The following is a 24,695-nucleotide window of genomic DNA, read 5'->3' on the forward strand; positions in this document are numbered from 1 at the left end:
CAGCCTTCGAACCGCGTTAGATCTCGCCTATAGCACGATCATGTCATGCTGTTGAACGTCAAGCCTTGGCGACCGCATCGAAGGCAAGCAGCTTTTCGAGAAGCCGCGGCATGTCTTTGAGATAGACCATGTTCGGGCCGTCCGAAGGGGCATTGTCGGGGTCCTGATGGGTTTCGACGAAGACACCGGCAATACCGGCAGCCACTGCGGCGCGCGCCAGGGTTTCCACGAATTCCCGCTGACCGCCGGAGGATTCGCCCTGCCCGCCCGGCTGTGCCACGGAATGGGTGGCATCGAAGATAACCGGCGCGCCCATCGCCGCCATGATCGGTAGCGAACGCATGTCGGAGACCAGCGTATTGTAGCCGAACGAGGCGCCGCGCTCGCACAGCAGCACGTTCGGATTGCCGCTGGCATTGAGCTTCTTCAGAACGTTCTTCATATCCCAGGGGGCGAGGAACTGGCCTTTCTTGACATTGACGACGCGGCCGGTCTTGGCGGCGGCGATGAGAAGGTCGGTCTGGCGGCAGAGGAAGGCCGGGATCTGCAGGACGTCGACGATCCTTGCCACCTCCACGCATTGCTCGGCGGTATGAACGTCTGTCAGGACGGGAAAGCCGAATTCCTTCTTGAGGTCGGCAAAGACCTCCATGCCCTTTTCGATCCCGATACCGCGTTCGGCCGAGAGCGAGGTCCGGTTCGCCTTGTCGAAGGAGCTCTTGTAGACGAGGCCGATGCCGAGCTTTGCGCAAAGCTCCTTCAGCGTCCCGGCCACCATGAAGGCGTGGTCGCGGCTCTCCATCTGGCAGGGACCGGCAATCAGCGACAGGCGGCCGGTATTGGAAAAGGTGACCTGGCCTTGGCCTTCGCCGATCCTGACCTCGGAATTCGTATCAGTGCTCATCGTGTTTCCTCGAAGGCGAAGAGCGTGCCCTGCCCGGGCGCGGGCTTCACCAGAATGCGATTGTTCTTGCGCGTGTATGTCACCCCGTTAGCAGCCAAATGCGCTTCTGTCACGGCAAGATCGGCGACAGCAAAGAGGATTGCCCGGCCGCGCAGGCCGCGATCTGCGGATGAGACGGCGATGTCGAAATATGCCTCCAGCCCTTCCGGCGTCATCAGGCTGATTTTCGCATTCGATGCCGCAATATCGACGCCGAAACCGGTTTTCTCGACTGCCGATTGCGCCACGGCAAGGCCGACGAAGGCAGCGAAGGCGGCCGGCTCTGGCGTGCAAAGCGCGATCTCAACTATGCCGGTGACGCCATTGGCATGCGTCTCCAGCGCCGCGCGGTCGGCCGGTAGCGGATTGACGCGCTCGACGGTGAAAAACAGGAGATCAGGCGCGCGCAGGTCGCCGGCGAAAGCCAGCTTAAAGCCGGCAATCGTCTCGGAACCGTCCGGCATCGTCATCGGCCGGGTGAATTGCAGCATCTCGCCAGCGCTCGATCCGTTGCCGACGAAATCCTGATGGTCGATGCCGGCATTCTTGCTGCCGAAAGCCAGCCCCGAGAGCCCCTCCTCGCCACAGCGGAAACGGAAGGCCTGGTTGCGGGCAGTGAAGACATTACCCTGCCGCGCCGATGCCTCGCTCTCCTCGACGTTCGCAATCCCGAGCGGCTCCAGATAGGTCTTGTCGGCAAAAAAGACGCAGGCATTCTCCGTTCCGAAGGGATGGCGCGCATCGGCGGCAACGGTGAAGCCGAGCTTGCCGAGCCTCTCGCGCGCCAGATCGATATTGACGACCGGCAGCACGACATGATCCAGCGGGTGCGGTTTGGCGGAATGCTCGTTCATGATATCCCTCCTGGAAACGGCAAGAGATCTGCGACGGCGCGCCCCTCATTGCAAGAGATCTGTGCCAATCCGGCGAATGAAAATAAAAATCTCAACGAGTTGGCACCAAGCTTTACAGAAATTTAGCTACTTGCGGAACACATATGGAACATATAGTGTCTGTTCTGGATTTGTTTCAATCACGAGGTCACAACGTCGATGCTCACGCGCAAACAACAGGAGCTTCTCCTTTTCATTCACGAGCGCATGAAAGAATCCGGCGTTCCGCCGTCTTTCGACGAAATGAAAGATGCCCTGGACCTCGCCTCCAAGTCCGGGATTCATCGCTTGATTACAGCGCTCGAGGAGCGTGGCTTCATTCGCCGCCTACCGAACCGCGCCCGTGCGCTCGAGGTCATCAAGCTTCCGGAGGCCTACAGCCCCAGCATTCAGCCCCGGCGCGGCTTTTCGCCGAGCGTCATCGAGGGCAGCCTCGGCAAACCTCAGCCGGTCGCCACTCCTGCTCCCGCAAAACCCGTCGCCGACAACGGCAACTCGGTCTCCGTGCCGGTCATGGGCCGAATCGCTGCCGGTGTGCCGATCTCGGCGATCCAGAACAATACCCACGACATCGTCGTTCCGGCCGACATGCTCGGTTCCGGGGAACATTATGCGCTGGAGGTCAAGGGCGATTCGATGATCGATGCCGGCATCTTCGACGGCGACACCGTGATCATCCGCAACGGCAGCACCGCAAGTCCTGGCGACATCGTCGTTGCTCTGGTCGACGACGAAGAAGCGACACTCAAGCGCTTCCGCCGCAAGGGCGCCTCGATCGCGCTAGAAGCGGCCAACCCGGCTTACGAGACCCGGATTTTCGGGCCGGACCGTGTCAAGGTTCAGGGTAAACTCGTCGGTCTCATTCGCCGCTATCACTGACATTGGCCAAGCCGGATTCGGTAAAACTGTTGCTGCGCCAGTCATAGGCGCGATGGCGCATCCATGGCCGCGACAATGCATCGAATGCGGTTGCGACCTCGAGGCCGGTGTCCGTGAAGCGCAACTCGATGGAACCGGTCCTGCGCAGCGTCTCACCGGTGAAGAGCGTCGCACCTGAGCGGCAATTGTTGAAGCGAAGGCGCACCGACGTCACGACGATATCGGCCGCGTCGCATGCCGGGCCGAGATAGCCGGCGTTGTCGATGACGGTTACCACCTGACCATTGCCAAGCCTTGATGTGCACCAGGCCTTCTTGACGCAGGAAAAGCGGTCTGCGTCACCGGCCGCTGCGGCCGCCCGCATCGCGGTCCTTGCTTCGTTCTGCTGATCGCGGGAAAGCCTGACGCGGCGGTCTTGTCCCTCAGGCGGGATAGCAGGACCATCCAGCATCTTCGGCGGATCATGCCTCGGCCGGACCAGCGCTCTCTGCCACTGGTCGAAGATGAAATCCGGCGGTCTTTCACGGTTGGAAGCCATTGCCGCCGCCTCAACGACTGCGACGAGACTGCCATCCTCCGAAATCACCAGATCGGGCGGCCGGGGACCCGGTAGAAGCAACAGGATGAGTGTTGCGACCGTGATGATCGATGTGCCGACATGGCGCAACCGGGTGCGGAACAGCGTCAGCAGCAGAAAGCCTGCCACGGCGACGGCGAAATACCAGGCGGGCAAGCGGCCGACGTCGATATTGCCACCCCAGCCGGACACCGTCTTTGCGACCGCGATCACCAAATCGAGGCCGAATCCGACGATCTTCCAAGCCCAAACATCCAGACCGAAAGGCATGAGCAGCATCGCCAGCAGACCTGCCGGCATGATGATGAAGGAGATGATCGGCATCGTCGCGAGGTTAGCCGGCAGGCCGTAGGCGGTCAGGCGATGAAAATGCTCGATCGAAAACAGCGCGGTTGAAAAACCGCCGATCAGCGAGGTCAGGAAGACGCCGCCGAAGAAACCGGCAACCGTAACGAACGGCCGGATGATCGGCAGCTTCAGAAAGGCGTTTTCGCGGACGCGCCGGTCCTTCCACAGCTGATAGCCCGAGACCAGCGCCAATGTCGCGGCAAAGGACATTTGGAAGCTCGGTCCCAAGACCTCGGACGGCGAAATGGCGATGATGACGAGAGCGGAGAGCGCGACGTTGCGCAGGCTGATCGACGGCCGGTCGAAGAAGACCGCAATCAACATGATGGCCATCATGATGAAGGCGCGCTCTGCAGAGACCGCAAAGCCGGAGATCAGGAAATAGGCGGTGACGGCGATGAGCGCGCCGGCGGCAGCGATCTTCTTCGTCGGGTAGGCCTCAGCGATGCCGGGAAAGAGGCTGAGCAGCATCCGGAAGCCGACGAAGAAGATGCCGGCCGACAGCGCCATGTTGAGACCGGAGATGGCGATGATATGAGCCAGACCGGACTGGCGCAGCGCCTCCGTCGTCGCATCCGAAATGGCGCGCCGCTCATCCGTCACCAGAGCAGCGGCAAAAGCACCGGTGTCGCCGGGCAGGATCGACCGTATGCGGTCGCCGATGCCGCTGCGCAGCCGGTAGAGCCCTTCGAGCAAAGCTTCCGGCGTCGATCTCGCAGCCTGCGGACCTGCCTGCAGATCGGCCTTCGTCGGTGCGCCGTAGAAGAAGCCATTCGCGCCGATGCCGTCGAAATAAGCACTGAAGGAGAAGTCGTTGAGCTCGGGAAGCGCTGGACCTGCCGGCGGCGTCAGCCGCGCCCTGCCGGTGATGATATCGCCGATCTCGAAGGCCGCGTCCGCGCCGCGGGCGATCGCGGTGATACGTTCTGGCGGCCGCTTCACCTGTGGCGCCTCAGTGCCGGTGACGGCAAGAATGTAGCGCCACCGCCCGCGACCGTCGCCTTCACGCCGCTCGACACGGCCGGTCACCGTCGTCGTCACGGCGGAATCGAGGATCACCGTGGAAATCCGCCAGCTCTCGAGCTGCGCAGAGACCATGCCGCAGGCCACGAGCGCAAGCGCCAGCAGCGTTGCCCGCACCGCCGTCCGGCTGCGGCTGGCGATGACAACCGCCACGGTCAGCGCCAACAGGCAGAGCAGCGATGCAATGAGAGGAAAATCCGATGCCGCGAGAAACCAGACGGCTGACCCGGTACCGAGGAAAACTGGCGAGAACAGCAGCAGGCGGCCGTGGTCCGCCTCCTCGCCCAGCATGCGCATGCCGGCCCGCAGCAATTGCGAGGCTGCGGCCGGCAGCCGATGGCGCAATGGTGTCGCCGACTGCGTCCGTGTCGGTCGCGTTCCCACCAGAGGTGGTGAAAAATTGGAAGTGTTAGCAGCGCCTTCGCCTGCTTCCGGCCGCAATTCGACTGTCGTCAACTCCTGCATGAACCGCCCAAGCCCGGATGCGAAGGCGGCCAGAATGCAACCTCCAATCAAATCCGGCAAGAATAATCGATTGAAATATGAGGGAAAATCGCGAGCGCCAAAAGACCAGTCGAATCATCGGCTTCCGATATGCGTGCGGCTCATCGCTGCAGTGCCTAAAAGGTGATACCGCAATGCACAAAATGCCGTCACGGTAACTTGGCATTAGCTTCGCGATCATATAGCTATCGGTGAGGACGCTTAACCCCTATGGCGCTTTTGTGGCGCCACCGCCATTTCGGAGGATCAGCATGACGGATCAAAGCGCTACAATAAAAATCGGTGACAAGTCTGTCGACCTTGCTGTCAAAAGCGGCACGATCGGCCCGAGCGTCATCGATATCGGTGCCCTCTACAAGAACACCGCTTCCTTCACCTACGATCCGGGTTTTACCTCGACCGCATCCTGTGAATCGAAAATCACCTACATCGACGGCGACGAAGGTGTCCTGCTGCATCGCGGCTATCCGATCGAGCAGCTCGCCGAGCATGGCGACTTCCTCGAAGTCTGCTATCTCCTGCTTTACGGCGAACTGCCGACCACCGTGCAGAAGAAGGATTTCGATTACCGCGTCACGCACCACACCATGGTGCACGAGCAGATGAGCCGCTTCTTCACCGGCTTCCGCCGCGATGCGCATCCGATGGCCGTCATGTGCGGCTGCGTCGGCGCACTGTCGGCCTTCTATCACGACTCCACCGACATCACGGATCCGCACCAGCGCATGGTTGCCAGCCTGCGCATGATCGCCAAGATGCCGACGCTTGCCGCCATGGCCTACAAATACCATATCGGCCAGCCCTTCGTTTATCCGAAGAACGACCTCGACTATGCCTCGAACTTCCTGCGCATGTGCTTTGCCGTGCCTTGCGAGGAATATGTGGTCAATCCGGTGCTTGCCCGCGCCATGGACCGCATCTTCATCCTGCATGCCGATCACGAGCAGAACGCCTCGACCTCGACCGTCCGTCTCGCCGGTTCGTCGGGTGCCAACCCGTTCGCCTGCATTGCCGCCGGCATTGCCTGCCTCTGGGGCCCCGCGCATGGCGGTGCCAACGAAGCAGCGCTCAACATGCTGACGGAGATCGGCACGGTCGATCACATTCCGGAATATGTCGCCCGCGCCAAGGACAAGAACGATCCGTTCCGCCTGATGGGCTTCGGTCACCGCGTCTACAAGAACTACGATCCGCGCGCCAAGATCATGCAGAAGACGACGCATGAGGTGCTCGGCGAACTCGGCATCAAGGACGATCCGTTGCTCGAAGTGGCGATGGAGCTGGAGCGCATCGCGCTTACCGACGAATATTTCATCGAGAAGAAGCTCTATCCGAACATCGACTTCTATTCCGGCATCACGCTGAAGGCGCTGGGCTTCCCCACGACCATGTTCACCGTGCTCTTCGCGCTCGCCCGCACCGTCGGCTGGATCGCGCAGTGGAACGAGATGATCGAGGATCCGGAACAGCGCATCGGCCGTCCGCGCCAGCTCTATGTCGGCGAACCGAAGCGCGATTACATCCCAGTTTCGAAGCGCTGATCGCTTTAAAAGAACCCAAAAGAAAACCCGGTCAGAAACGACCGGGTTTTTTCTTTTTCAAGACGTCGAGAAGGGTCTCGGCGGCGTGCTCGCCGGGCGGCGTTTCGGTCTGCATGCGTTGCCAGACGAGATCGTAACCCTCGTTCATCGCCTTCAGTTCGAACGTGTCGGCCGACAGCCGCTCCATCCAGCGCGCCAGGCTGGCGCCGCGGACGATCTCGTTCAGGTATTCCGGCACAATGGCATAATCGGCGATGATATTGGGCAATGCGCCCGTCCACACCTTAATGCGCGGGGCGAGCAGGCGGATGATCCAATCCGTCTTGTAGACGGACACCGTCGGCACGCCGGCAAGGGCGAGTTCGAGGATTACTGTGCCGGAGGCTGCCATCGCCGCGTCCGCTTCGGCAAAGGCCTTCCATTTCTGCGCCGGCCCGACCGCCACCTCCGGCGGCGTGACCCAGCCGGCAACCAGACCCTTCACCAGCGCTTCGTTGTGCGGCACGGTCGGCAGCAGGAATCGCATCGGGCCGTTGCGGGCGACGAGTTCCTTGGCCGCGTCCTCGAAGAACGGCAGGAGCTTGACGATTTCGGAGGATCTTGACCCCGGAAGCATCAGGATCGCCTTGCCCGCTTGCCCGACGGGTGCGCGCCCGGCGCGCAGCCGCCGCGCTTCGAGCAGCGCCGGATCGGCGATCAGGCGATGGCCGACATAGGTGGTCTCGGGCCCGCCGAGTTCGCGCATTGTTGCGGGCTCGAAGGGCAGGACGGCGAGCACATGATCGACATAGGCGAGCATGCGCGTGGCGCGATATTCCTTCCAGGCCCAGACGCTCGGACAGACATAATTGACAACAGGCAGATCGGGCAGCGTGGTGCGGACACGCTTGGCGACGCGATGGGTGAAATCCGGGCTGTCGATGATGAGAAGAATATCAGGCCTTGCGGCGATGATCGCAGCCGTCGTCTGGCGGATCAGGGTATAGAGCTTCGGCAGCCGGCTCAGCACCTGGGTGATGCCCATGATCGACAGCTCGGAAAAATCGAACAGGGATTTCAAGCCTTCGGCCTGGAGCCCCTCGCCGCCGACGCCGACGAGTTCCACCGGTCCGCTGTGAATCCGCTTCAGGGCGGCGACAAGATCGGCACCAAGCAGATCACCTGACACCTCGCCGGCAATGACGGCGATCTTCAGCGGCGCCCCGTTCATTCGAGCCCCCATGCCGGCAGGCCGCGATCGATGCCGCAGACGAAAAGCCCGGCCTCATCGGCGGCTTTGATGACGGCGGCGCGATCGAGCACCAGCGAGCGGCCGGCCTCGACGGCGACGCCGGCAAGGCCGGCTTTCCTCGCGTTCAGGACCGTGGAAACGCCGATCGCCGGCAAGTCGGCGCGAACATCCTGCTGCGGCTTGCAGAGCTTGACCAGCGCGCCGCGGCGGCGTGGCGAGATGCGTCCGGCGGCTCGGAGACCCGCGACACGCTCCAGCATCTCGTCCGTGCCCTCAAGACCCTCCAGCGCGACGATACGCCCGCCGATGGCGACGGCGCCCTGCCCGACATCGAGCCGGCCGAGCATTTCGGCGGCTTCCGCTGCGCGCCTGATATCGCGCCGGTCTTCCTCGCCAGGCGCTGCAGCGCCAAGCGGGCCGACGTAGGCAAGAAGGTCGGGAGCGATCTCATGAGCGCCGACGACGCGGCGGCCGTTTCCCTCGATCAGCCGGATCACCATCTGCAGCACCGTATCGTCGCCGCCGGACAGCAACGTGCGGATCGTGGCCGGCATCTTCATCAGCGTGCGCAGCGTCGGGCGCACCTCGCGCCATTCCGGCCGGCGCCGCACGCTGCCGGACATGACGACACGGCCGATGCCGTAGCGGTTCAAGAGGCCCTCGAGAGCTGCAAAATCGCCGACGCCGATGACGGCATGGTCATAGCCTTCCCAGCGCCGGTCGCTTTCGTCCTTCAGTGCGACGATGACGGGATTTTCGCCCGCCGCGCGCGCAGCTTCGGCGACATAGGAAGGCAGAAGGCCGCCGCCGGCGATGATCGCCAGCCGGCCCGCAGCGGTATCGCCGGAAAGAGTCACGGATTAGCCCTTCTGCCCCCGGGTCGGCGAGGACAAGGCGCGGTCGCTGTCGGCGGCGATGAAATCGAGGATGTGGACCGCCTGCTCGCAATCGGCATATTCTTCGCGGATGGCGGCGGCGTTTTCGCGGACGGAGCCTGTTCCTTCGAAGATCGACTTGTAGGCGCGGCGCACCCTGTGAATGACGGCGCGGTCGACGCCGGCGCGCGTCATGCCGACGACGTTGAGGCCGCTCAGCAGCCCGGGATTGCCGTTCAGCATGCCGTAGGGAATGACGTCGTAGCTCACTGCCGAGAGCCCGCCGACGAAGGCCTGGCGGCCGACGCGGGTGAACTGGTGAACGGCCGAGCCGCCGCCCAGGATGACGCGATCTTCGATGACGACATGGCCGGCAAGCATGACGTTGTTCGACATGATCACGTGATTGCCGACCCGGCAGTCATGCGCGACATGGGAATTGGCAAGGAAGAGATTGTTGTCGCCCACGATCGTCTGGCCGCCGAAATCGGCCGTGCCGGTGTTCATCGTCACGCCTTCGCGGATCGTGCAGTTGGCGCCGACCGTCAGTGACGTCTCCTCGCCGCCGTGATGCACGCTCTGCGGATCGCCGCCGACGACCGCCATCGGGAAGATGCGCGTGCCCTTGCCGATCGCGGTGCGGCCGGTGACGACCACATGCGACAAAAGCTCGACATTCGCATTGAGGACGACGTGCGACCCGACATGGCAGAAGGGACCGATCCTGACGCCCTCACCGATACTCGCGCCGTCTTCGACGACAGCCATCGGATGAATGCGGGCGCTTTCGGCGATAGTGCTCATGCCTGATCCTTACGAACGATCATCGCGCCGATATCGGCTTCGGCGACAAGCGCGCCGTCGACCTTGGCGTCGCAATGGAATTTCCAGATATTGCCGCGCTGCTTGTGCTTCCTGACATGGAATTCAACACGATCGCCGGGTACGACGGGCTTGCGGAAGCGCGCATTCTCGATGGTCATGAAATAGACGAGGTTGCCTGGCTGGCCATCCTTCTTGGCACAGATCGCACCCGCGGTCTGGGCCATGCCCTCGATCAAGAGAACGCCGGGCATGATCGGAGATTCCGGAAAATGACCGGTAAAATGCGGTTCGTTCACCGTGACGTTCTTGATGCCGATCGCCGTGTTGTCGCCGTCAATCTCGATGATCTTGTCGACCATGAGAAACGGGTAGCGATGCGGCAGCAGTTTCATGATCTCGATGATGTCAGCCGAAGAAAGCGTTGTCGTGGCTTCCTCAGTCATTTTGCTCGCCTCCAGGTTTCTTCCCGCGCAGCTTCGTCTTTGACATCTGTTGCGCGACATCTCTCAGATAGTCATTCAGCGGACGCCCAGGTGTACCACCATATTGTCCGCCGGCGGCAAGATCGGTCATGATACCGCTTTGGGCGGCGATCTGCACGCCGTCGCCGATCGTCACATGCCCCTTGATACCGACCTGGCCGCCGATCTGAACGCCATTGCCGATCTTCGCGCTGCCGGCGATGCCGACCTGCGCAACGACGGCGCAATGGCGGCCGATCTGAACGTTGTGGCCGATCTGTACCTGGTTGTCGATCTTGGTGCCTTCGCCGATGACCGTATCGTCCATGGTGCCACGGTCGATCGAGGTGTTGGCGCCGATCTCGACATTATCCTGGATGATCACCCGGCCGATCTGGACGATCTTGATCATGCCGCGCGGGCCCGGCGCATAACCGAAACCATCCTGGCCGATGCGGGCGCCATTGTGGATGATGACACCATTGCCGAGCAGCGCGCAGAGAATACTCGCGCCGGCCGCAATCGAACAATCCCGCCCAATCTTGACATTCGGACCGATGATGCTGTGGGCGCCGATGCGCGTCCCTTCGCCGATCTCGGCATGCGCTCCGATGACGGCCATCGGCTCGACGATCACGCCCTTTTCAAGCTTGGCGCTCGGATCGATCACCGCGCTTGGCGCGATCTCGCTTTCACCGGAAAAGATGACCGGGCGCAATGCCGCGGGATAAAACAGGCCGCCCGCCATCGCGAAAGCCGCATGCGGATTGGACGACAGGATGACCGGGATATGGGGGGGTACGAGATCGGCGAGCGCCTTGTCGCATATCACTGCCGAGGCTTCGCATGTCACCAGTTCATCGCGGTTACGACGCGACAGGATATAACAGACATCGCCTGCCCGGGCCCGGCTGATGGGAGCAACGGACCTGACGATAACATCGGCATAGTCGGAATTGGCGAGTTCCGCCCCAAGAAACTCCGCCAGCTCAGCGAGCTTCAGACCTTCATGGGGCAGAAAAAAAACGTTTTGCTCCATCGGCAATGCTCCAGAACGGAATTGAGTCTTACAGTTCCGGACTGCCGATATCAGAATTGGTTGTTGATGCCAAACTTGAAGTTCTGCGTCTTGTCGAAGTCTTCCTTGAGGACCGGGATTGCGTAATCCAGACGCAATGCACCGAAGGGAGACTGCCAGACGACGCCGACACCGACGGAAGCGCGCAGCGAAGCGCTGGTGCCCTCGGCCTGGTCGGACCCGAGAAGCTCGACATCATTGCCAAACAGCGTGCCGGCATCGGCAAAGACTGCGCCGCGCAGATTGAAGTCACGCGGGAAGCCCGGCATTGGGAAGGTCGCTTCAGCAGACGCCGTGAAATAGGTCGTGCCACCGAGCGGGTCATCGTGGTCCCCGGTGATGCGCGGGCCGATACCCTTGTTCTCGAAACCGCGAATATCGCCGTTGGTCAGCGTGAACTGGTCGAAGACGTTCAGATCGTCGCCCAAGGGAACGACATAGCCAGCCGAAGCGGAGAGCGAGCCGATGATATCGGCATCGTCGGCGAGCAAGTGGTAATAACGGGCCTTACCGTAGATCTTGTAGAACTGCGAGTCGCCGCCGAGGCCGGCAATTTCATGCGTCGCCGTCGCATAAATGCCTTCGCGCGGCAGGACCGTATCGTCGAGCGTGTTGTAGGTCAGCGTCTGCGAGACGGAAGACTTCGTCCACGGGCTCTCATCGACCAGATTGGCGTAGGTCGCCGAAAGATCAGAGGTATCGCCGTCATACTTCATCTGCTTGTAGTTATAACGAAAGGTCGTCGCCAGATCTTCAGTGATCGGCGCCGTCACACGCAGGACGACGCTGGTTTCTTCGTAATCGTAATCGTCGTTGCTCGACGTTTCGCTGCGGTTGACGTCGAAGCCTGCCGCCAGACGGTAGCCGAGGAAATAGGGTTCGGTGAAGCTGACGCCGTAGGCGCGCGAGCCTTCCTGGCCGCCACCGGCCGAGATGCGGATGTACTGGCCACGGCCGAGGAAGTTCTTTTCCTCGATCGAGGCTTCGAGCAGCAGACCATCGCCGCCGGCGGCATAACCCGCGCCGACACCGAACGAACCGGTCGACTGATCCTGAACGTCGACGATCACCACGACGCGGTCCGGCGAACTGCCTGGCTGGGTGGAGATATTGACCGAGGAGAAGTAACCGAGCGCTTCGAGGCGACGCTTGGCCTTGGTGATCATCTGCTGATTGAAGGCATCGCCTTCGCTCATGTCGAATTCGCGGCGAATGACGTAGTCGCGCGTGCGGCTGTTGCCGCGGATCTCGATGCGCTCAACATAGGCGCGCTCGCCCTGGTCGACCAGATATTCGACGCCGATCGTGTTGTTGTTGAGGTCGCGGTTACCGCGCGGCGTGACGCGCGCAAAGGGATAACCGGCAGACGCCACCTGATCAGAGATCGCCTCGATCGACTTCTGCACTTCCTTGGCGTTGTAGACCTGGCCTTCGCGGGTGCGCACCAGCGGCTGCAGCTGCTCTGAGCCAACACCTTCGACGGTCGACTGGACGGTCACCGGTCCGAAGTCGTAGCGCTGGCCTTCCTCGATGTTGAAGGTGAGCGTGTATTTGTTGGTCGCGTCGTCGAAGGTGGCATCGGAAGAGACGATGCGCATGTCGGCGTAGCCGCGATTGTAATAGAACTGGCGCAGCGCTTCTTCGTCGGCGTGGAGCTTGTCTTCGTTGTAGACGTCCTTGCGGGTCAGGAACGACAGGAAGTTCGAACGCTTGGTGGCGATCACGGCAGCCAGACGGCCAGCGCTGTAGGCATTGTTGCCGACGAAGTTGATCGAATCGATCTTGGTGCGGTCACCCTCGTTGATGACGAAGGCAAGGTTGACGCGGCCTTCGCCGAGCGGCACCACCTGGGTCGTGACTTCGACCTCGCTGCGGCCGGTGGCAGCATAAGCTTCCTTGATCGACTGAATGTCGGCCTGGATCTGGGTGTCGCTATAGGGGCCTGCGGCGTGGGTCTGGACGATCGTCGCCAGCTTGTCGTCCTTGATCTTGCGGTTGCCGTTGAAGACGACCTGATTGACCAGCTGGGCTTCCTGAACATTGACGACCAGCGTGCTGCCGGAGACCGAGATCTTCACGTCGGAGAAGTAACCCGTCCCGTAGAGCTGCTTGACCGAGGCATCGATATCGCTGTTCGAAAAACTCTTTCCGGGAGCGATGGTGAGGTTTGACCGGACGGCTTCCGCGCCGACACGGCTTGCGCCGCGCACATCGATGCGCTGGATGACCGCGGCCTCAGCGGCCGTAGCGGAAACGAACGTCACAGCACCTGCGCCCGAAGCAACAACACCAGCAGACAGCGCAACCGCCGATACTGCGTTCAAAAACTTTGAACCAGCCTTCATTTCACCTATTACCTTTGTTTCCCTCGTCCCCGGCCCCAGGAAAACCCGATTCCGGTCACGTGTGTCGTTTTACCCGCTTTTGACATACAAGCAAGGCAGGTCGTTAATTTCTGTTTACTTCATTTACAAGCGTGACCCATTCGCCACTACAGCCTTGAAACATCGTAAATAAATAGTAATTAGCCTCGCCTTGCTCGTTTACCCTCTCAACGAGCCAATGTCGTTCCAGGTCGTGAAAACCATCAATGTCAGTATCATCGCCAGGCCGATGCGAAATGCAATTTCCTGGGCCGAAGAGCCGAGCGGTTTCCCCCTCACCGCTTCCACCGCATAGAACATCAGGTGGCCGCCATCAAGTACCGGAACCGGCATCAGGTTAAGCAATCCTATCGAAACAGAAAGCACCGCCGCCAACTGCAACACTGCGCCTATTCCAAGCGACGCCATCTGGCCCGAAGCTTGCGCCACGCGGATCGGCCCGCCCAATTGATCGGCGCGCATCGTTCCGCTGAAGATGTTACCGATATATTTGAAGGTGCCGGTGACAATGTCGCGGGTCTCGATCACAGCCTCGCGCAGCGACTGCAGCGGCGTATAGGTCTTCAGGCGGAAGTTCCCGGCCTCCCGGCTGGTGACGATGCCGATCTGGCCGAGCTCGACCTTGTTGCCGAACTGGTCGGTCTGGTCTACGCGCTGCGGCACCATCGGCACATCGAGTTTCTGGCCGGCGCGCTCGATCGTCACGATGATCTTCTGGCTCGGGCGGATGCCAACATAGCGGCGCACATCGTCGAAGGTCTCGACCTTGCCGCCGTCGATGGCGACCAGCAGATCGCCTGGAAGGATGCCGGCGGCAGCGGCTGCGCCGTCGGGCTTGACCTCGGCAACGACAGGATCGGCGATCGTGCGGCCATAGACCGAGAAAAGAATGGTGAAGATGGCGATTGCCAGCAGAAAATTGGCGATCGGGCCAGCCGCGACTGTTGCAGCACGTTTCCACAGCTTCGCGCCGGCAAAGGAGCGCGCTCTGTCCTCCTCGGACATGGCGGCGATCTTGTCGGTGTCGGGCTTGCTCGAGGCATCTTCGTCGCCGAAGAACCGGACGTAGCCGCCAAGCGGGATCACCGAGATCTTCCAGCGCGTTCCGTGGCGGTCGGTGAAGCCGAAGATCTCCGGGCCGAAACCGACGGAAAAGGCCAGGATGCGAATGCCGCTCCAGCGTCCGACGAGGTAATGGCCCATCTCATGCACGAAGACGAGCAGTGACAGCACGAGGATGAAGGTAACGATGTTCCCCATCAGAAATGCGTATATGCCGCTCATCGTCTCCATGAGTCCTTTCCGTCAGACTGCCGTGTTGTCAGAGCCCGAACAATGCCGCGCCAAGCGACGTCATTCCGGTCCCCTTTATCAGGGAAAAAACCCCAGCAAGCAAGAACGCCGAAAAACAGGCGAAAATCAGTCCGTCGACACGGTCCATGACGCCGCCATGGCCCGGAATGAGACGGCTCGAATCCTTTACGCCGAATTTTCGCTTGATGAACGATTCGAAAAGATCGCCCGACTGGCTGCAAACCGAGAGAACGAACGCCACGCCGGCGGCGATGATTTCAGCGCCCGGAAGCAGAAAATGGATGAGAACGACGCCGGCTACGACCGCCGAAATGGCGCCGCCGATTGCACCCGACCAGGTCTTTCCGGGCGAGATCGAAGGGGCAAGCTTAGGCCCGCCGAGCGCCCGGCCGACGAAATAGGCAAGGATATCGGTTGCCCAGACGACCGCAAAGACGAAGAGCATGGCGTAAAGGCCAAGCCGGTCATCGCTTCTGATCGCGGCAAGCGCCAGGCCGGTGGCGCCGGCATAAAACAGGCCCACTGGCAACCAGCGGCTCGTGCCCTGCAGGATGATCAGGGCTATGCCGACGGCGGTGACGCCGGCCAGCATGCCGGCGGCGAATTCGAAAGTGCCGACAAGCACCAGGAAGGCAATCGCCGCCTCACCGATCCAGCTGACGGCATTGGCGACCCAATCCCGCGCGATGCCTGTCATTTTCGACCATTCATAGTAGATCAGCAGGCCGATCACGATCGCCAGGACACGAAAGGCAAGGCCGCCATACCAGGTGGCGGCAAGAACGATGGCCGCAAGAATCAGTCCTGAAACGATGCGGAGCTTCAATTCCTGCTGCATCAGGTGCCGACCGCGGCCGCCTGCGACGACAAGCCCCCGAAGCGCCGGTCGCGAGAGGCGAATGTCTCGAGCGCCGAACGGAAGATCTCGGGGCTGAAATCCGGCCAATATTCCGGAAGGAAGATGAATTCCGAATAGGCGGCCTGCCAGAGAAGGAAATTGGAAAGCCGCTCTTCGCCACTGGTGCGGATAATGAGATCCGGATCGGGAATGCCGGCCGTGTCAAGACGGGCGTTGATCAGCGCCGGTGTTATATCCTGCGCTCTCAGCCGGCCGGCCTCGACGTCGCGGGCGAGACTGACGACGGCGCGGGCGATCTCGTCGCGCGAACCATAGTTGAAGGCGATGACGAGCGTCAGTGACGTGTTGTCCTTGGTCGTCTCCTCCGCCTCCAGCAAAAGGCCCAGAATGTCACTGCGCAGGCTGTGGCGGTCGCCGATCACCTTGATCCGCACGTTCTGGCGATGGAGCTCGGCGAGGTCGCGCCGGATGAACGCCTTGAGCAGACCGAGCAGATCGGAAACCTCGGCTTCGGGCCGGCGCCAGTTCTCCGAGGAGAAGGCAAAGAGGGTCAGATATTTTATGCCGGCCGCACCGGCGGCGCGGACTGTCTCGCGCACCGCCTCGACGCCCTTGCGATGGCCCATCGTGCGCGGCAGGCCGCGCTGCTTGGCCCAACGGCCATTGCCGTCCATGATGATGGCAACATGCTCTGGCACAGTCACAAATACAGATTCCGACATTTCCCGTCCGGTCTTTCCAGGCAAAGGCACAGATCCTCTAGACCTGCATGATTTCCTTTTCCTTCTCGCCAAGCAAGCGGTCGACTTCGGAAATCGTCTCGTCCGTCATCTTCTGGACACGTTCCGACTGCGCCCGGCTCTCGTCCTGGCCGATTACCCCATCCTTTTCGGCTTTCTTGAGGCCGTCCATGCCGTCGCGGCGGACATGGCGAATCGCCACCTTGCTCTTTTCGGCATAGTCGTGCGCCACCTTGACGAGCGACTTGCGGCGCTCCTCGTTCAGCTCCGGCAGCGGAATGCGCAGGTTCTGGCCATCGACGATCGGGTTGAGGCCGAGATTGGATTCGCGAATGCCACGCTCGACGGCGCTGACCATCGACTTGTCCCAGACGGAAACCGACAGCATGCGCGGCTCGGGCACGGTGATGTTGGCGACCTGGTTCAGCGGCATGCGCGAACCATAGGCCTCGATCGTCACCGGGTCGAGGATGTTGGCCGAAGCACGGCCGGTGCGCAGCGATGCGATGTCGCTCTTGAATGCGGAAATCGCGCCGTCCATGCGGCGCTTCAGTTCCTTGATGTCGATACCTTCACTCATATGGATGCTCCCGTCTAGAGCATGATGCCGAAAAGTGTCAGCGGTTTTCGGGCGACATCATGCTCTAACTATTTAATGTCGAACATGATTCAGATTTTAGGCCCCACCGGGCCTAAAATCATCATGTTCTAGCGAGGGCTGCGCCGAAACCGCGGCGCAGCTTATATCAGTTGTCGGAGACGATGGTCTTGAGACCACCGCCCGTCAAGATTTCAGCAAAACCACCCTTCTCGTGGATCGAGAAGACGATGATCGGAATGGAATTCTCCCTGGCGAGCGCTACGGCGGCAACGTCCATCACCGCAAGCCCCCTGTCCAGCACTTCCTGGTGCGTCAGCCGGTCGAGGCGGGTCGCATCGGGATATTTCTTCGGGTCGGCGGTATAGATGCCGTCCACCTGGGTGCCCTTGAAGATCGCTTCCGCACCCATTTCGGCGGCGCGGAGTGCTGCGGCGGAATCGGTGGTGAAGAAGGGATTGCCGGTGCCGCCGGCAAAAATCACCACGCGTCCCATCGACAGATGATAAAGGGTTGCGCGCTGCGAAAAGCTCTCGCAGATCTCGGGCATGGAGATGGCCGAAAGCACCACCGTATCGATGTTCAGCTTGCGCAGCGAGGTCGCCAGCGCCAGCGCGTTGATGATGGTGCCGAGCATGCCCATATGGTCGCCGGTCACCCGGTCGCCGCCCTTGGACGCGACCGCGACACCGCGGAAGATATTGCCGCCGCCGACGACGACGCCGACTTCCACGCCCATATGCCGTGCCTCGGCGATGTCGGATGCAATGCGGTCCGCCACCGTCACATCGATCCCGAAACCCTGGCCACCCATGAGCGCTTCGCCGGAAGCCTTGAGTAGAACACGTTTATAGACAGGCTCTAAAGACATCTTGGCTCCTCGTAAATTGCCGTGAATGCCCGATACACGAAGGGCACCGCGTTGTCACGCGATGCCCTTCGTGTTTTCCCAATTATGGCTGGAAGATCAACCCTTGACGGCAGCCGCGACTTCGGCCGCGAAGTCGGTTTCTTCCTTCTCGACGCCTTCGCCGAGCAGCAGACGGGCCATGCCGGCGACTTCGATCGGCGCGCCGACGGCCTTTTCAGCTTCCTTGATGGCGGCTGCGACCGTCAGATCCGGATTGATGACGAAAGCCTGCGAGAGAAGAGCGACTTCCTCGAAGAACTTGCGCATGCGGCCGTCGACCATCTTTTCGATGATGTTGTCCGGCTTGCCGGAGGCGCGCGACTGTTCGATAAAGACGTTGCGCTCGCGCTCGGCGACGGCGGCATCGACTTCTTCCGGGCGGATCGCCAGCGGCGCGGTCGCGGCGATGTGCATGGCGACCTGGCGGCCGATGGCGTTCAAGGATTCCTTGTCGCCGGTCGACTTCAGCGCAACGAGAACGCCGAGCTTGCCGAGGCCGTCGGAAACAGCATTGTGGATATAGGTGGCGACGACGCCGTCCTCGACCGAGAGAGCGACCGAACGGCGCAGGTTCATGTTCTCGCCGATCGTTGCGATCGCATCCTTGATCGTGTCGGACACGGACTTGCCGGATGCCGGGTAGGTCGCAGCGGCAACGGCATCGACGGTGCCGTCGGTCGAGACGGCGACCTTGGCGATGCCGCGAACGAGTTCCTGGAAGGCATCGTTACGGGCGACGAAGTCGGTTTCGGAATTGACTTCGACGACGACGGCCTTGGTGCCCTGGCTCGAAACGCCGATGAGGCCTTCGGCAGCGGTGCGGCCGGACTTCTTGTCGGCCTTGGCGATGCCCTTGGCACGCAGCCAGTCGATCGCCGCTTCCATATCGCCAGCGGTTTCAGCAAGAGCCTTCTTGCAGTCCATCATGCCTGCGCCGGTCTTTTCGCGCAGTTCCTTCACCATTGCAGCCGTAATCTCGCTCATTAGCTTCCTCTTGTCGGTTCATACGGTGGGCCGTAAAGCGCGGCTCGGCACCGGATTGAGGCACGAAATGTACCTGTATGTATGACAGCGTGATGAAGACGCGTCATAACGAAACTTATCGGACGGAGAGCCTGACGCCCTCCCCTTGAAACAGGCAAGGCCGCCGAACTTCGATGAGTCGCGAGCGGCCTTTCCCAGTCTCTGCAAGCATTGGCGAACCTTCTCGATCCGCCCGCCTTCATCAGCCTTCGGCTGCTTCCTCGAGAGCCGGCTCGACCGGAACTTCGGAGGATGCGCCGAGATCGCGGCCGGAAGAGCCCTGCTGACGCGCGATGCCGTCGATGGCGGCGCGGGAGATCAGCTCGCAGTAAAGAGCGATCGCGCGCGATGCGTCGTCGTTACCCGGGATCGGATAGTCGATCAGGTCCGGATCGCAGTTCGAGTCGATGATGGCGACAACCGGGATGCCGAGGCGCTTGGCTTCGTCGATCGCGATCTTTTCCTTGTTGGTGTCGATGATGAACATCAGGTCGGGCGTGCCGCCCATATCGCGGATACCGCCAAGAGCCTTGTCCAGCTTTTCACGTTCGCGCTCGAGGTTCAGGCGTTCCTTCTTGGTGAAGCCCTGGGCTTCGCCGTTCAGGATCTCGTCGAGCTTGCGCAGGCGCTGGATCGAGTTGGAGATCGTCTTCCAGTTCGTCATCATGCCGCCGAGCCAGCGCGAGTTGACGTAGTACTGGGCCGAGCGCTTGGCGCTGTCGGCAATGATCTCAGAGGCCTGGCGCTTGGTGCCGACGAAGAGAACGCGGCCGCCGCGGGCAACGGTGTCGCTGACGACCTGAAGGGCGCGCGACAGCATCGGAACGGTCTGAGCCAGATCGATGATGTGAATGTTGTTGCGATCGCCGAAGATATACGGCTTCATCTTCGGGTTCCAGCGATGCGTCTGGTGGCCGAAGTGGACGCCTGCTTCAAGCAGCTGACGCATAGAAAAATCAGGCAATGCCATGCCTTGTTACTCCTTTTCCGGTTGAACCTCCGCAAGGCGAACAGCACCCTCTTCGAGGGTGCCACCGGGCGGAACAGCCCGGATTTCTCCCGGACGATCCCATGCCTTACGTGTGGAATGCCGGTGCCCATACATTCGATTTCGCGCAAAAGCAAGGCTTATGCCGAAAAAACCTGGCGACTCAGCTTGCCAGCGTCGGCAGCAGCGACAGCATGACGCCTGCATCGGGCATCGGCAGGATGGCATCGACCTCGGCCGGCAGCAGGGTGCCGATCGCGCTGTCGGCGTTGCCGGTGGCGGTCCCCAGCGGACCGCGGAAGCCGTGTCTCGTCCAGGCAAGCTCCTGGAGCTTCGGGCTCACCAGCGCTTCGATCAGTCGGTTGGCATTCTCATCGACGACGATCAGCGGATGCGCCGAATAGACGGTCGGGCGCGGATAGAGCACCACCGGCTTTGCGCCGGCACTCGCCTTGATGCGCTCCCAGCGTGCGGGATCGGCGAGGATCCATTCGACCAGTTGGTTCTCATAACCGACGATCATCGGCTCGCCGCCGAGGCCGCCTGCGAGATACTGGTCGAAAAGTTTGCCTGAGGACGGCGACTTGAAGCCCATGTTGCGGAAGATCGCCTGCACCTTGCCGCCAAATATAGCAAGGTCGCCAGATGTCGCGACATTACCGCTGAACAGGCTGAGCACCAGGCCTGCGAACATGAAGCCGGAATTGGAGCGGTTGGGATCGGTCGAGACGATGCGGGCGCGGCCGTAAAGCGAATTGACGCCGAGCTTCGACCAGTCGGATCCGGCCAGAATCGCATCAAGCAAAGCCTTGATGTCGAGCTGATGATGGCCTTCGTTCGTCACCGTCACCAATCCCGCTTTCATCAGTCCATCGACGACGGGCTGCCAGGAATAGACGACGATCGGCGTGTTCAGCACGACGCGGTCGTTACGGATAGAAATGCCGTTCTGCCGGGCGATATCGACCATGATCGAGGAGGACGGCCAGAGGAATTGCGGATGCTGCGACAGCAGCGCCTGTTCGCGGACCATTTCGACGGAGCCCGCGACACGGCTGCCCACCGTCAATCCATATCCGCCGAGCGCCCTGATGACGTCGGGGTCGGCCAGGAAGGCTTCCTTCTCGCCGCCGACGAAGCCGAACAGCGTCGTGCGGCTGCCGAGCAGGCCCTGCAATTCCGGCCGATCCCGGACGGCGAAATAACCGCCGGTGCCGACGACGCCGGCTCCGAGCAGTCCCACTCCAAAGGCGCGACGAGAAAGGGCCATCAGCGTCCGATATCCTCTTTGAGCGATGCCTGGATGAGGCGCAGATCGGTGTCGAGCGTGCCGAGTTCCTCATCGACCAGGCTGTCGGCATAATGGACGAAGGCCTCTTCGAGCTTCACCAGCACGCCGCGCACTTCCTCCATCTGCTTGGGGTCGGGAACGCCCTTGGCCTCTATGACGGCAAAACCTTCCGCCACCTCGGCGGCACGCGGCAGATAATAGGAGAGGAACCGCCGCACGGCATTGGCGCCTTCGGGCTTGGCCTCGACCTTGTGAAAGACATCGGCGGCGATTTCGGCGAGATGCCGGACTGCGGCTGCCATCTGACGATCGCTTATCGTGTCGGCGGCGATCTTCAGCCTCTGCGCGAAGGGAACGGCGGCCTCCAGCAGGTCGCGAGCAAAGGCGACGCGCCCGCTGCCGATGCTCTTGATATCGAGGCCTTCGAACAGCCGGCGCGGCGCAAGCAGGATGACGAGGCCGGCAAAGACCAGAAGGGCGATGATGGCCGCGATCCAGAAGGGCATGCCGGCTGCAAAGCTCAAGAGCGGCACGGTGATTGCCGCAGCCAGTCCCGCCACGATCCAGTTGCCGTCATTGCCGAGCCAGTTGCGCATGCCTGTCCTAATTGTAGCCTCGCGCGGTGCGGAAGGCGGTGGCGAGATCCGAGCCGCCGTCGAACACGCGCGCCGAGGTCAGCTTGGCGAGGCTGTCGAGCTGGGTCTTGTCGGCATCGCCGAATGTGATGCCGAAGATCGGCACATGCGGCTCCATCGCCTTCCAATCTCTGGTGAAGGCCTGGCTTTGATCATCTGACTTGCCGTCGGTCATGATGACGATGGCAGGCAGATAAGTCGAGAGCCTGTCGGTTCGGGCAATCTGCTGCAGAGCCCGTTCGGCGCAGGCATACATGTTCGTGCCGCCATTGGCCTTCTGCCGGGAAATCTCGTTCAGCAGCCCTTCCTGCTCCAGCGGATTTCCACTCGCCATGAAAGTGTTGCGTACGCTGCCGTCGAAGGGAATGACGATGATCTGGTCGGCGAGCGACCATTGCACCAGCACTTTGCTCGCCTCGTCTGGCGTCAACAGGAAGCGCATCGCCTTCTGCAGCTGATCCTCGCCGTCACCTTGCATCGAACCGGAAAAATCGAGGCAGAGAGCGGTCAGGGACGGTTTGCGCAGCGCGGCCTGATAAAGGTTGAGCGCCTGGCGGATGACGCCCGCCTCCGGCATGCGGATTGCCGTCACCAGCCGGGCGGGATCGAAATTCCAGCTCGGCTCCGGCTTCGCGGCAACGCCGGTCAAGGGAATGCGCCGGCCGGTATCGGCGATGCGCTGCTGTACGGGGGCCGAGCTCAGATAGGCGAGCAGATCGTTGAAGAAGGTCTGGACTTCTGGCCCGCGGCCATGATCGACGAAACCGATCGGCGAATCCGCCATGGCCACACCATCGGCCGGATAGATCGCGTAAAGCGGTTCCTGCGACAGGGCGGCGAGCTTGTCGTTGGTTTCCTTCAGCACCGCCTCGTAATTCCACATCGCGTCGTAGACCGTGCCCTTGCCGGCGGAATCGACGTAGAGATCGGCAAGCCAGCCGGAAGAGCCGGAAGAGCGCACCACACCTGACAGCAGCGACCGGACGCTCTCCTGGACGTGCCTGTCGTCGAGATCGCCGGGTTCGATCACCGGCTTGTTGCCAAGCGCGCTCGACAGCATGGCAAGATAGGCGCTGGCGCCCGAATTGGATTGCGTCGCCGAGGTCATCAGGAACTTCAGCGATCCGCCCTCGACGGCAGCGAGAATGTCCTTCATGAAGACGTCCTTGCCGATCCAGCCGAGCTGCTGCGCCTTGGACCTGCGCAGACCCAGTACCACCGGCGTCTGGGCGATCGAGGTCAGGCTCTTGACGCGGCGCTTGGTGTCGAACATGTCGACCCAGACGCTGGAGGCCGGCCAGACCGCATCCTGCGCGACGCCCTGGTCACTCTGCAGCGCCAGGCCGATATCGAGCGTGCCTTCATATTTGAAGGTGCAGGTGGCGTTCTTCTGCTTGCAGAATTCTTCGACGATCGGCTGCAGAACGGTGTTCTCCGATCCCGACACGATCGAGAAATCCGGCCCCTGGCCAAAGGGATTGCAGCCGGCAAGGGGCAAAGCGGCAAGAAGTGCCAGGCCTGATAGCAGTGCTCGCATCGTCATCTTGCCGATCACGCCTGGGTCATCGCCTTCTTGAGTTCGATCGTCATCTGCTCCATCTGCTGCTCGGCAAGCGCCCGCTTCCGGCGCCCCTCCTCCTGAACCTGCAGCACGCCTGATATCGTGTCGATCAGATCCCTGTTCGCCTTGGCGAGCGTGTCGATGTCAACGATGCCGCGCTGCGACTGCTGCTCGATTGATATCGCCTGGTCTTTCATCATCTCGGATGCCTGGCGGATCATATCGTTGGTGGCGTCGGTCACCGCCTTCTGCAGGTCGAGCGCCGATTTCTGCCGCGTCAGGCCGAGCAGGATCGCCATCTTCTGCTTCCAGGCCGGCACCGTCAGCGCCGAAGTCGCCTGCAGATTCTCGATCAGCGTTTCGTCGCCCGCCTGAACGATGCGGATCTGCGGCAATTGCTGGATGCCGAGCTGGCGGGCCTGCTGCAGGTAGAACACCCGCTTTTCCAGCCGGTCGAGCGCCTGCAGGCTGTCCTGATAGGTCTGTGCATCCAGCATGCCGCCGCCGGGGCCGGTCGCTGCAGCCTCTGCTTGCGCCTTCAGCCTCGGCAGCTCGACGCTGCGAAAACGCTCGGCGAAAGTCTTGCCGGCCTGAACATAGGCCTCGAGCCGCATGATCGATTGCCTGGTTTCCTCATGCAGGTCGTCGAGCAGCGCAATGTCGCGCCTCAGCGTGTCCTTATGACGGTCGAGTTCCAGGCCGATCCGGTCGATCTGGCCGGCCACGTCTTCGAACTCCGCCTTGAAGCGTTCGAGCCGGGCCTTGGCCGAGAGAAACATGCGGCTGAGGAAACCCTTATCCTTCAACGATGCCGGATCGAGGCTTTTCGATTTGAGGATGATGTCGGTCAGCAGGCGGCCGACATCGCCGAGGTCCTTGTTGCGGACTTCGCGCAGGATCTTGTCGGCATAATCGCTGACCGCCTGCTGGGCGCGGTCGCCATAGACCGAGATGCCGGCACGGTCGGTGATGTTGATGCTATCGGAAATGCGGGCAATTTCCGCCGGATCGGCGACGACAACCGGCAGGGCGGCATTCTGAACAGTCGCGAGATCGGTGTCGGCCATGGTTCGGGCTTTCAAGCTTGCGATGCGTAATGGCTACGCAGTCTAGCAGATAGACGTCATCGCAATGGCTTGGCCGCCAGGATCGCACCGACCCGAAAAGCAGGACGACAGACGGCGACTCAGTCATCGCTGATCGCCGAACCATAG

The 24,695-nt window shown here is 61.6% G+C and carries 22 protein-coding genes; 2 read left to right on the forward strand and 20 right to left on the reverse strand.

From position 1 onward, the window contains the following. Nucleotides 1-58: 58 nt before the first annotated feature. Together kdsA and HFO71_RS17450 are read right to left on the reverse strand one after the other, a co-directional pair. Nucleotides 59-904: a 3-deoxy-8-phosphooctulonate synthase gene (kdsA, locus tag HFO71_RS17445; protein ID WP_077981103.1), complete on the reverse strand. Its 846-nt coding sequence runs from the start codon at nucleotides 902-904 to the stop codon at nucleotides 59-61. Further along, entirely contained in the window at nucleotides 901-1,797 is an 897-nt protein-coding gene (locus tag HFO71_RS17450; RefSeq protein WP_077981104.1) for a VOC family protein, read from the reverse strand. The genes kdsA and HFO71_RS17450 overlap by 4 nt, the downstream gene beginning before the upstream one ends. A gap of 198 nt (nucleotides 1,798-1,995) precedes the next feature. Here HFO71_RS17450 and lexA point away from each other — a divergent pair, with 198 nt between their 5' ends. Beyond that, nucleotides 1,996-2,715 carry a transcriptional repressor LexA gene (lexA, locus tag HFO71_RS17455; protein WP_003539306.1) on the forward strand — a complete coding sequence of 240 codons (720 nt, stop codon included), beginning with the start codon at nucleotides 1,996-1,998 and terminating at the stop codon, nucleotides 2,713-2,715. Here lexA and HFO71_RS17460 read toward each other — a convergent pair. Beyond that, nucleotides 2,696-5,128: a ComEC/Rec2 family competence protein gene (locus tag HFO71_RS17460; protein ID WP_170269150.1), complete on the reverse strand. Its 2,433-nt coding sequence runs from the start codon at nucleotides 5,126-5,128 to the stop codon at nucleotides 2,696-2,698. The two genes, lexA and HFO71_RS17460, sit on opposite strands and share 20 nt — an antisense overlap. Nucleotides 5,129-5,418: 290 nt before the next feature. On the opposite strand from HFO71_RS17460, the gene gltA reads away from it, so the two are divergent. Continuing rightward, on the forward strand, nucleotides 5,419-6,708 hold the full coding sequence (gene gltA / locus HFO71_RS17465; RefSeq protein ID WP_017964153.1) for a citrate synthase: 1,290 nt from the start codon (nucleotides 5,419-5,421) through the stop codon (nucleotides 6,706-6,708). Between the two features lie 31 nt (nucleotides 6,709-6,739). On the opposite strand, the gene lpxB is transcribed toward gltA, so the two are convergent. From lpxB to HFO71_RS17550, 17 genes are all read right to left on the reverse strand, one after another. Next, entirely contained in the window at nucleotides 6,740-7,918 is a 1,179-nt protein-coding gene (lpxB, locus tag HFO71_RS17470; protein ID WP_077981106.1) for a lipid-A-disaccharide synthase, read from the reverse strand. Next, nucleotides 7,915-8,796: an LpxI family protein gene (locus HFO71_RS17475; RefSeq protein ID WP_077981107.1), complete on the reverse strand. Its 882-nt coding sequence runs from the start codon at nucleotides 8,794-8,796 to the stop codon at nucleotides 7,915-7,917. The genes lpxB and HFO71_RS17475 overlap by 4 nt, the downstream gene beginning before the upstream one ends. 3 nt (nucleotides 8,797-8,799) lie before the next feature. Further along, the gene (lpxA, locus tag HFO71_RS17480) at nucleotides 8,800-9,618 is read right to left on the reverse strand and encodes an acyl-ACP--UDP-N-acetylglucosamine O-acyltransferase (protein ID WP_131642284.1); all 819 of its coding nucleotides are present in this window, start codon (nucleotides 9,616-9,618) and stop codon (nucleotides 8,800-8,802) included. Further along, entirely contained in the window at nucleotides 9,615-10,082 is a 468-nt protein-coding gene (gene fabZ, locus HFO71_RS17485) for a 3-hydroxyacyl-ACP dehydratase FabZ (protein WP_003539296.1), read from the reverse strand. The genes lpxA and fabZ overlap by 4 nt, the downstream gene beginning before the upstream one ends. Further along, complete coding sequence (gene lpxD / locus HFO71_RS17490; protein ID WP_131663943.1) at nucleotides 10,075-11,139, reverse strand: UDP-3-O-(3-hydroxymyristoyl)glucosamine N-acyltransferase; 1,065 nt, start codon at nucleotides 11,137-11,139, stop codon at nucleotides 10,075-10,077. The genes fabZ and lpxD overlap by 8 nt, the downstream gene beginning before the upstream one ends. Before the next feature lie 50 nt (nucleotides 11,140-11,189). Next, nucleotides 11,190-13,523 (reverse strand): outer membrane protein assembly factor BamA, encoded by a 2,334-nt coding sequence (bamA, locus tag HFO71_RS17495; protein WP_131642282.1) that lies wholly within the window; start codon nucleotides 13,521-13,523, stop codon nucleotides 11,190-11,192. Between the two features lie 198 nt (nucleotides 13,524-13,721). Continuing rightward, entirely contained in the window at nucleotides 13,722-14,855 is a 1,134-nt protein-coding gene (gene rseP, locus HFO71_RS17500; RefSeq protein ID WP_077981110.1) for an RIP metalloprotease RseP, read from the reverse strand. Between the two features lie 28 nt (nucleotides 14,856-14,883). Then, on the reverse strand, nucleotides 14,884-15,714 hold the full coding sequence (locus HFO71_RS17505) for a phosphatidate cytidylyltransferase (protein ID WP_131642281.1): 831 nt from the start codon (nucleotides 15,712-15,714) through the stop codon (nucleotides 14,884-14,886). Continuing rightward, complete coding sequence (locus HFO71_RS17510) at nucleotides 15,714-16,457, reverse strand: isoprenyl transferase (protein ID WP_003539291.1); 744 nt, start codon at nucleotides 16,455-16,457, stop codon at nucleotides 15,714-15,716. Before HFO71_RS17510 ends, HFO71_RS17505 begins: the two co-directional genes overlap by 1 nt. A gap of 37 nt (nucleotides 16,458-16,494) precedes the next feature. Next, the gene (frr, locus tag HFO71_RS17515) at nucleotides 16,495-17,055 is read right to left on the reverse strand and encodes a ribosome recycling factor (RefSeq protein ID WP_077981112.1); all 561 of its coding nucleotides are present in this window, start codon (nucleotides 17,053-17,055) and stop codon (nucleotides 16,495-16,497) included. 166 nt (nucleotides 17,056-17,221) lie between these two features. Then, the gene (gene pyrH / locus HFO71_RS17520; RefSeq protein ID WP_003539289.1) at nucleotides 17,222-17,944 is read right to left on the reverse strand and encodes a UMP kinase; all 723 of its coding nucleotides are present in this window, start codon (nucleotides 17,942-17,944) and stop codon (nucleotides 17,222-17,224) included. 96 nt (nucleotides 17,945-18,040) lie between these two features. Further along, nucleotides 18,041-18,967, reverse strand: a complete 927-nt coding sequence (tsf, locus tag HFO71_RS17525; RefSeq protein ID WP_131642280.1) for a translation elongation factor Ts — start codon at nucleotides 18,965-18,967, stop codon at nucleotides 18,041-18,043. A 241-nt stretch (nucleotides 18,968-19,208) separates the two neighbouring features. Further along, complete coding sequence (rpsB, locus tag HFO71_RS17530; protein ID WP_003539287.1) at nucleotides 19,209-19,976, reverse strand: 30S ribosomal protein S2; 768 nt, start codon at nucleotides 19,974-19,976, stop codon at nucleotides 19,209-19,211. A gap of 181 nt (nucleotides 19,977-20,157) precedes the next feature. After that, nucleotides 20,158-21,264: a type 2 periplasmic-binding domain-containing protein gene (locus HFO71_RS17535; protein ID WP_131642279.1), complete on the reverse strand. Its 1,107-nt coding sequence runs from the start codon at nucleotides 21,262-21,264 to the stop codon at nucleotides 20,158-20,160. Continuing rightward, entirely contained in the window at nucleotides 21,264-21,881 is a 618-nt protein-coding gene (locus HFO71_RS17540) for a 5-bromo-4-chloroindolyl phosphate hydrolysis family protein (protein WP_221988241.1), read from the reverse strand. Before HFO71_RS17540 ends, HFO71_RS17535 begins: the two co-directional genes overlap by 1 nt. 7 nt (nucleotides 21,882-21,888) lie before the next feature. Further along, entirely contained in the window at nucleotides 21,889-23,457 is a 1,569-nt protein-coding gene (locus tag HFO71_RS17545; RefSeq protein ID WP_131642328.1) for a substrate-binding domain-containing protein, read from the reverse strand. A 14-nt stretch (nucleotides 23,458-23,471) separates the two neighbouring features. Then, a complete protein-coding gene (locus tag HFO71_RS17550) occupies nucleotides 23,472-24,548 on the reverse strand; it encodes a toxic anion resistance protein (RefSeq protein WP_221988242.1) in 1,077 nt (358 codons plus the stop codon). Nucleotides 24,549-24,695: the final 147 nt, after the last annotated feature.

The sequence above is a fragment of the Rhizobium laguerreae genome, from assembly GCF_019778565.1.
GTDB classification, from domain to species: domain Bacteria; phylum Pseudomonadota; class Alphaproteobacteria; order Rhizobiales; family Rhizobiaceae; genus Rhizobium; species Rhizobium laguerreae.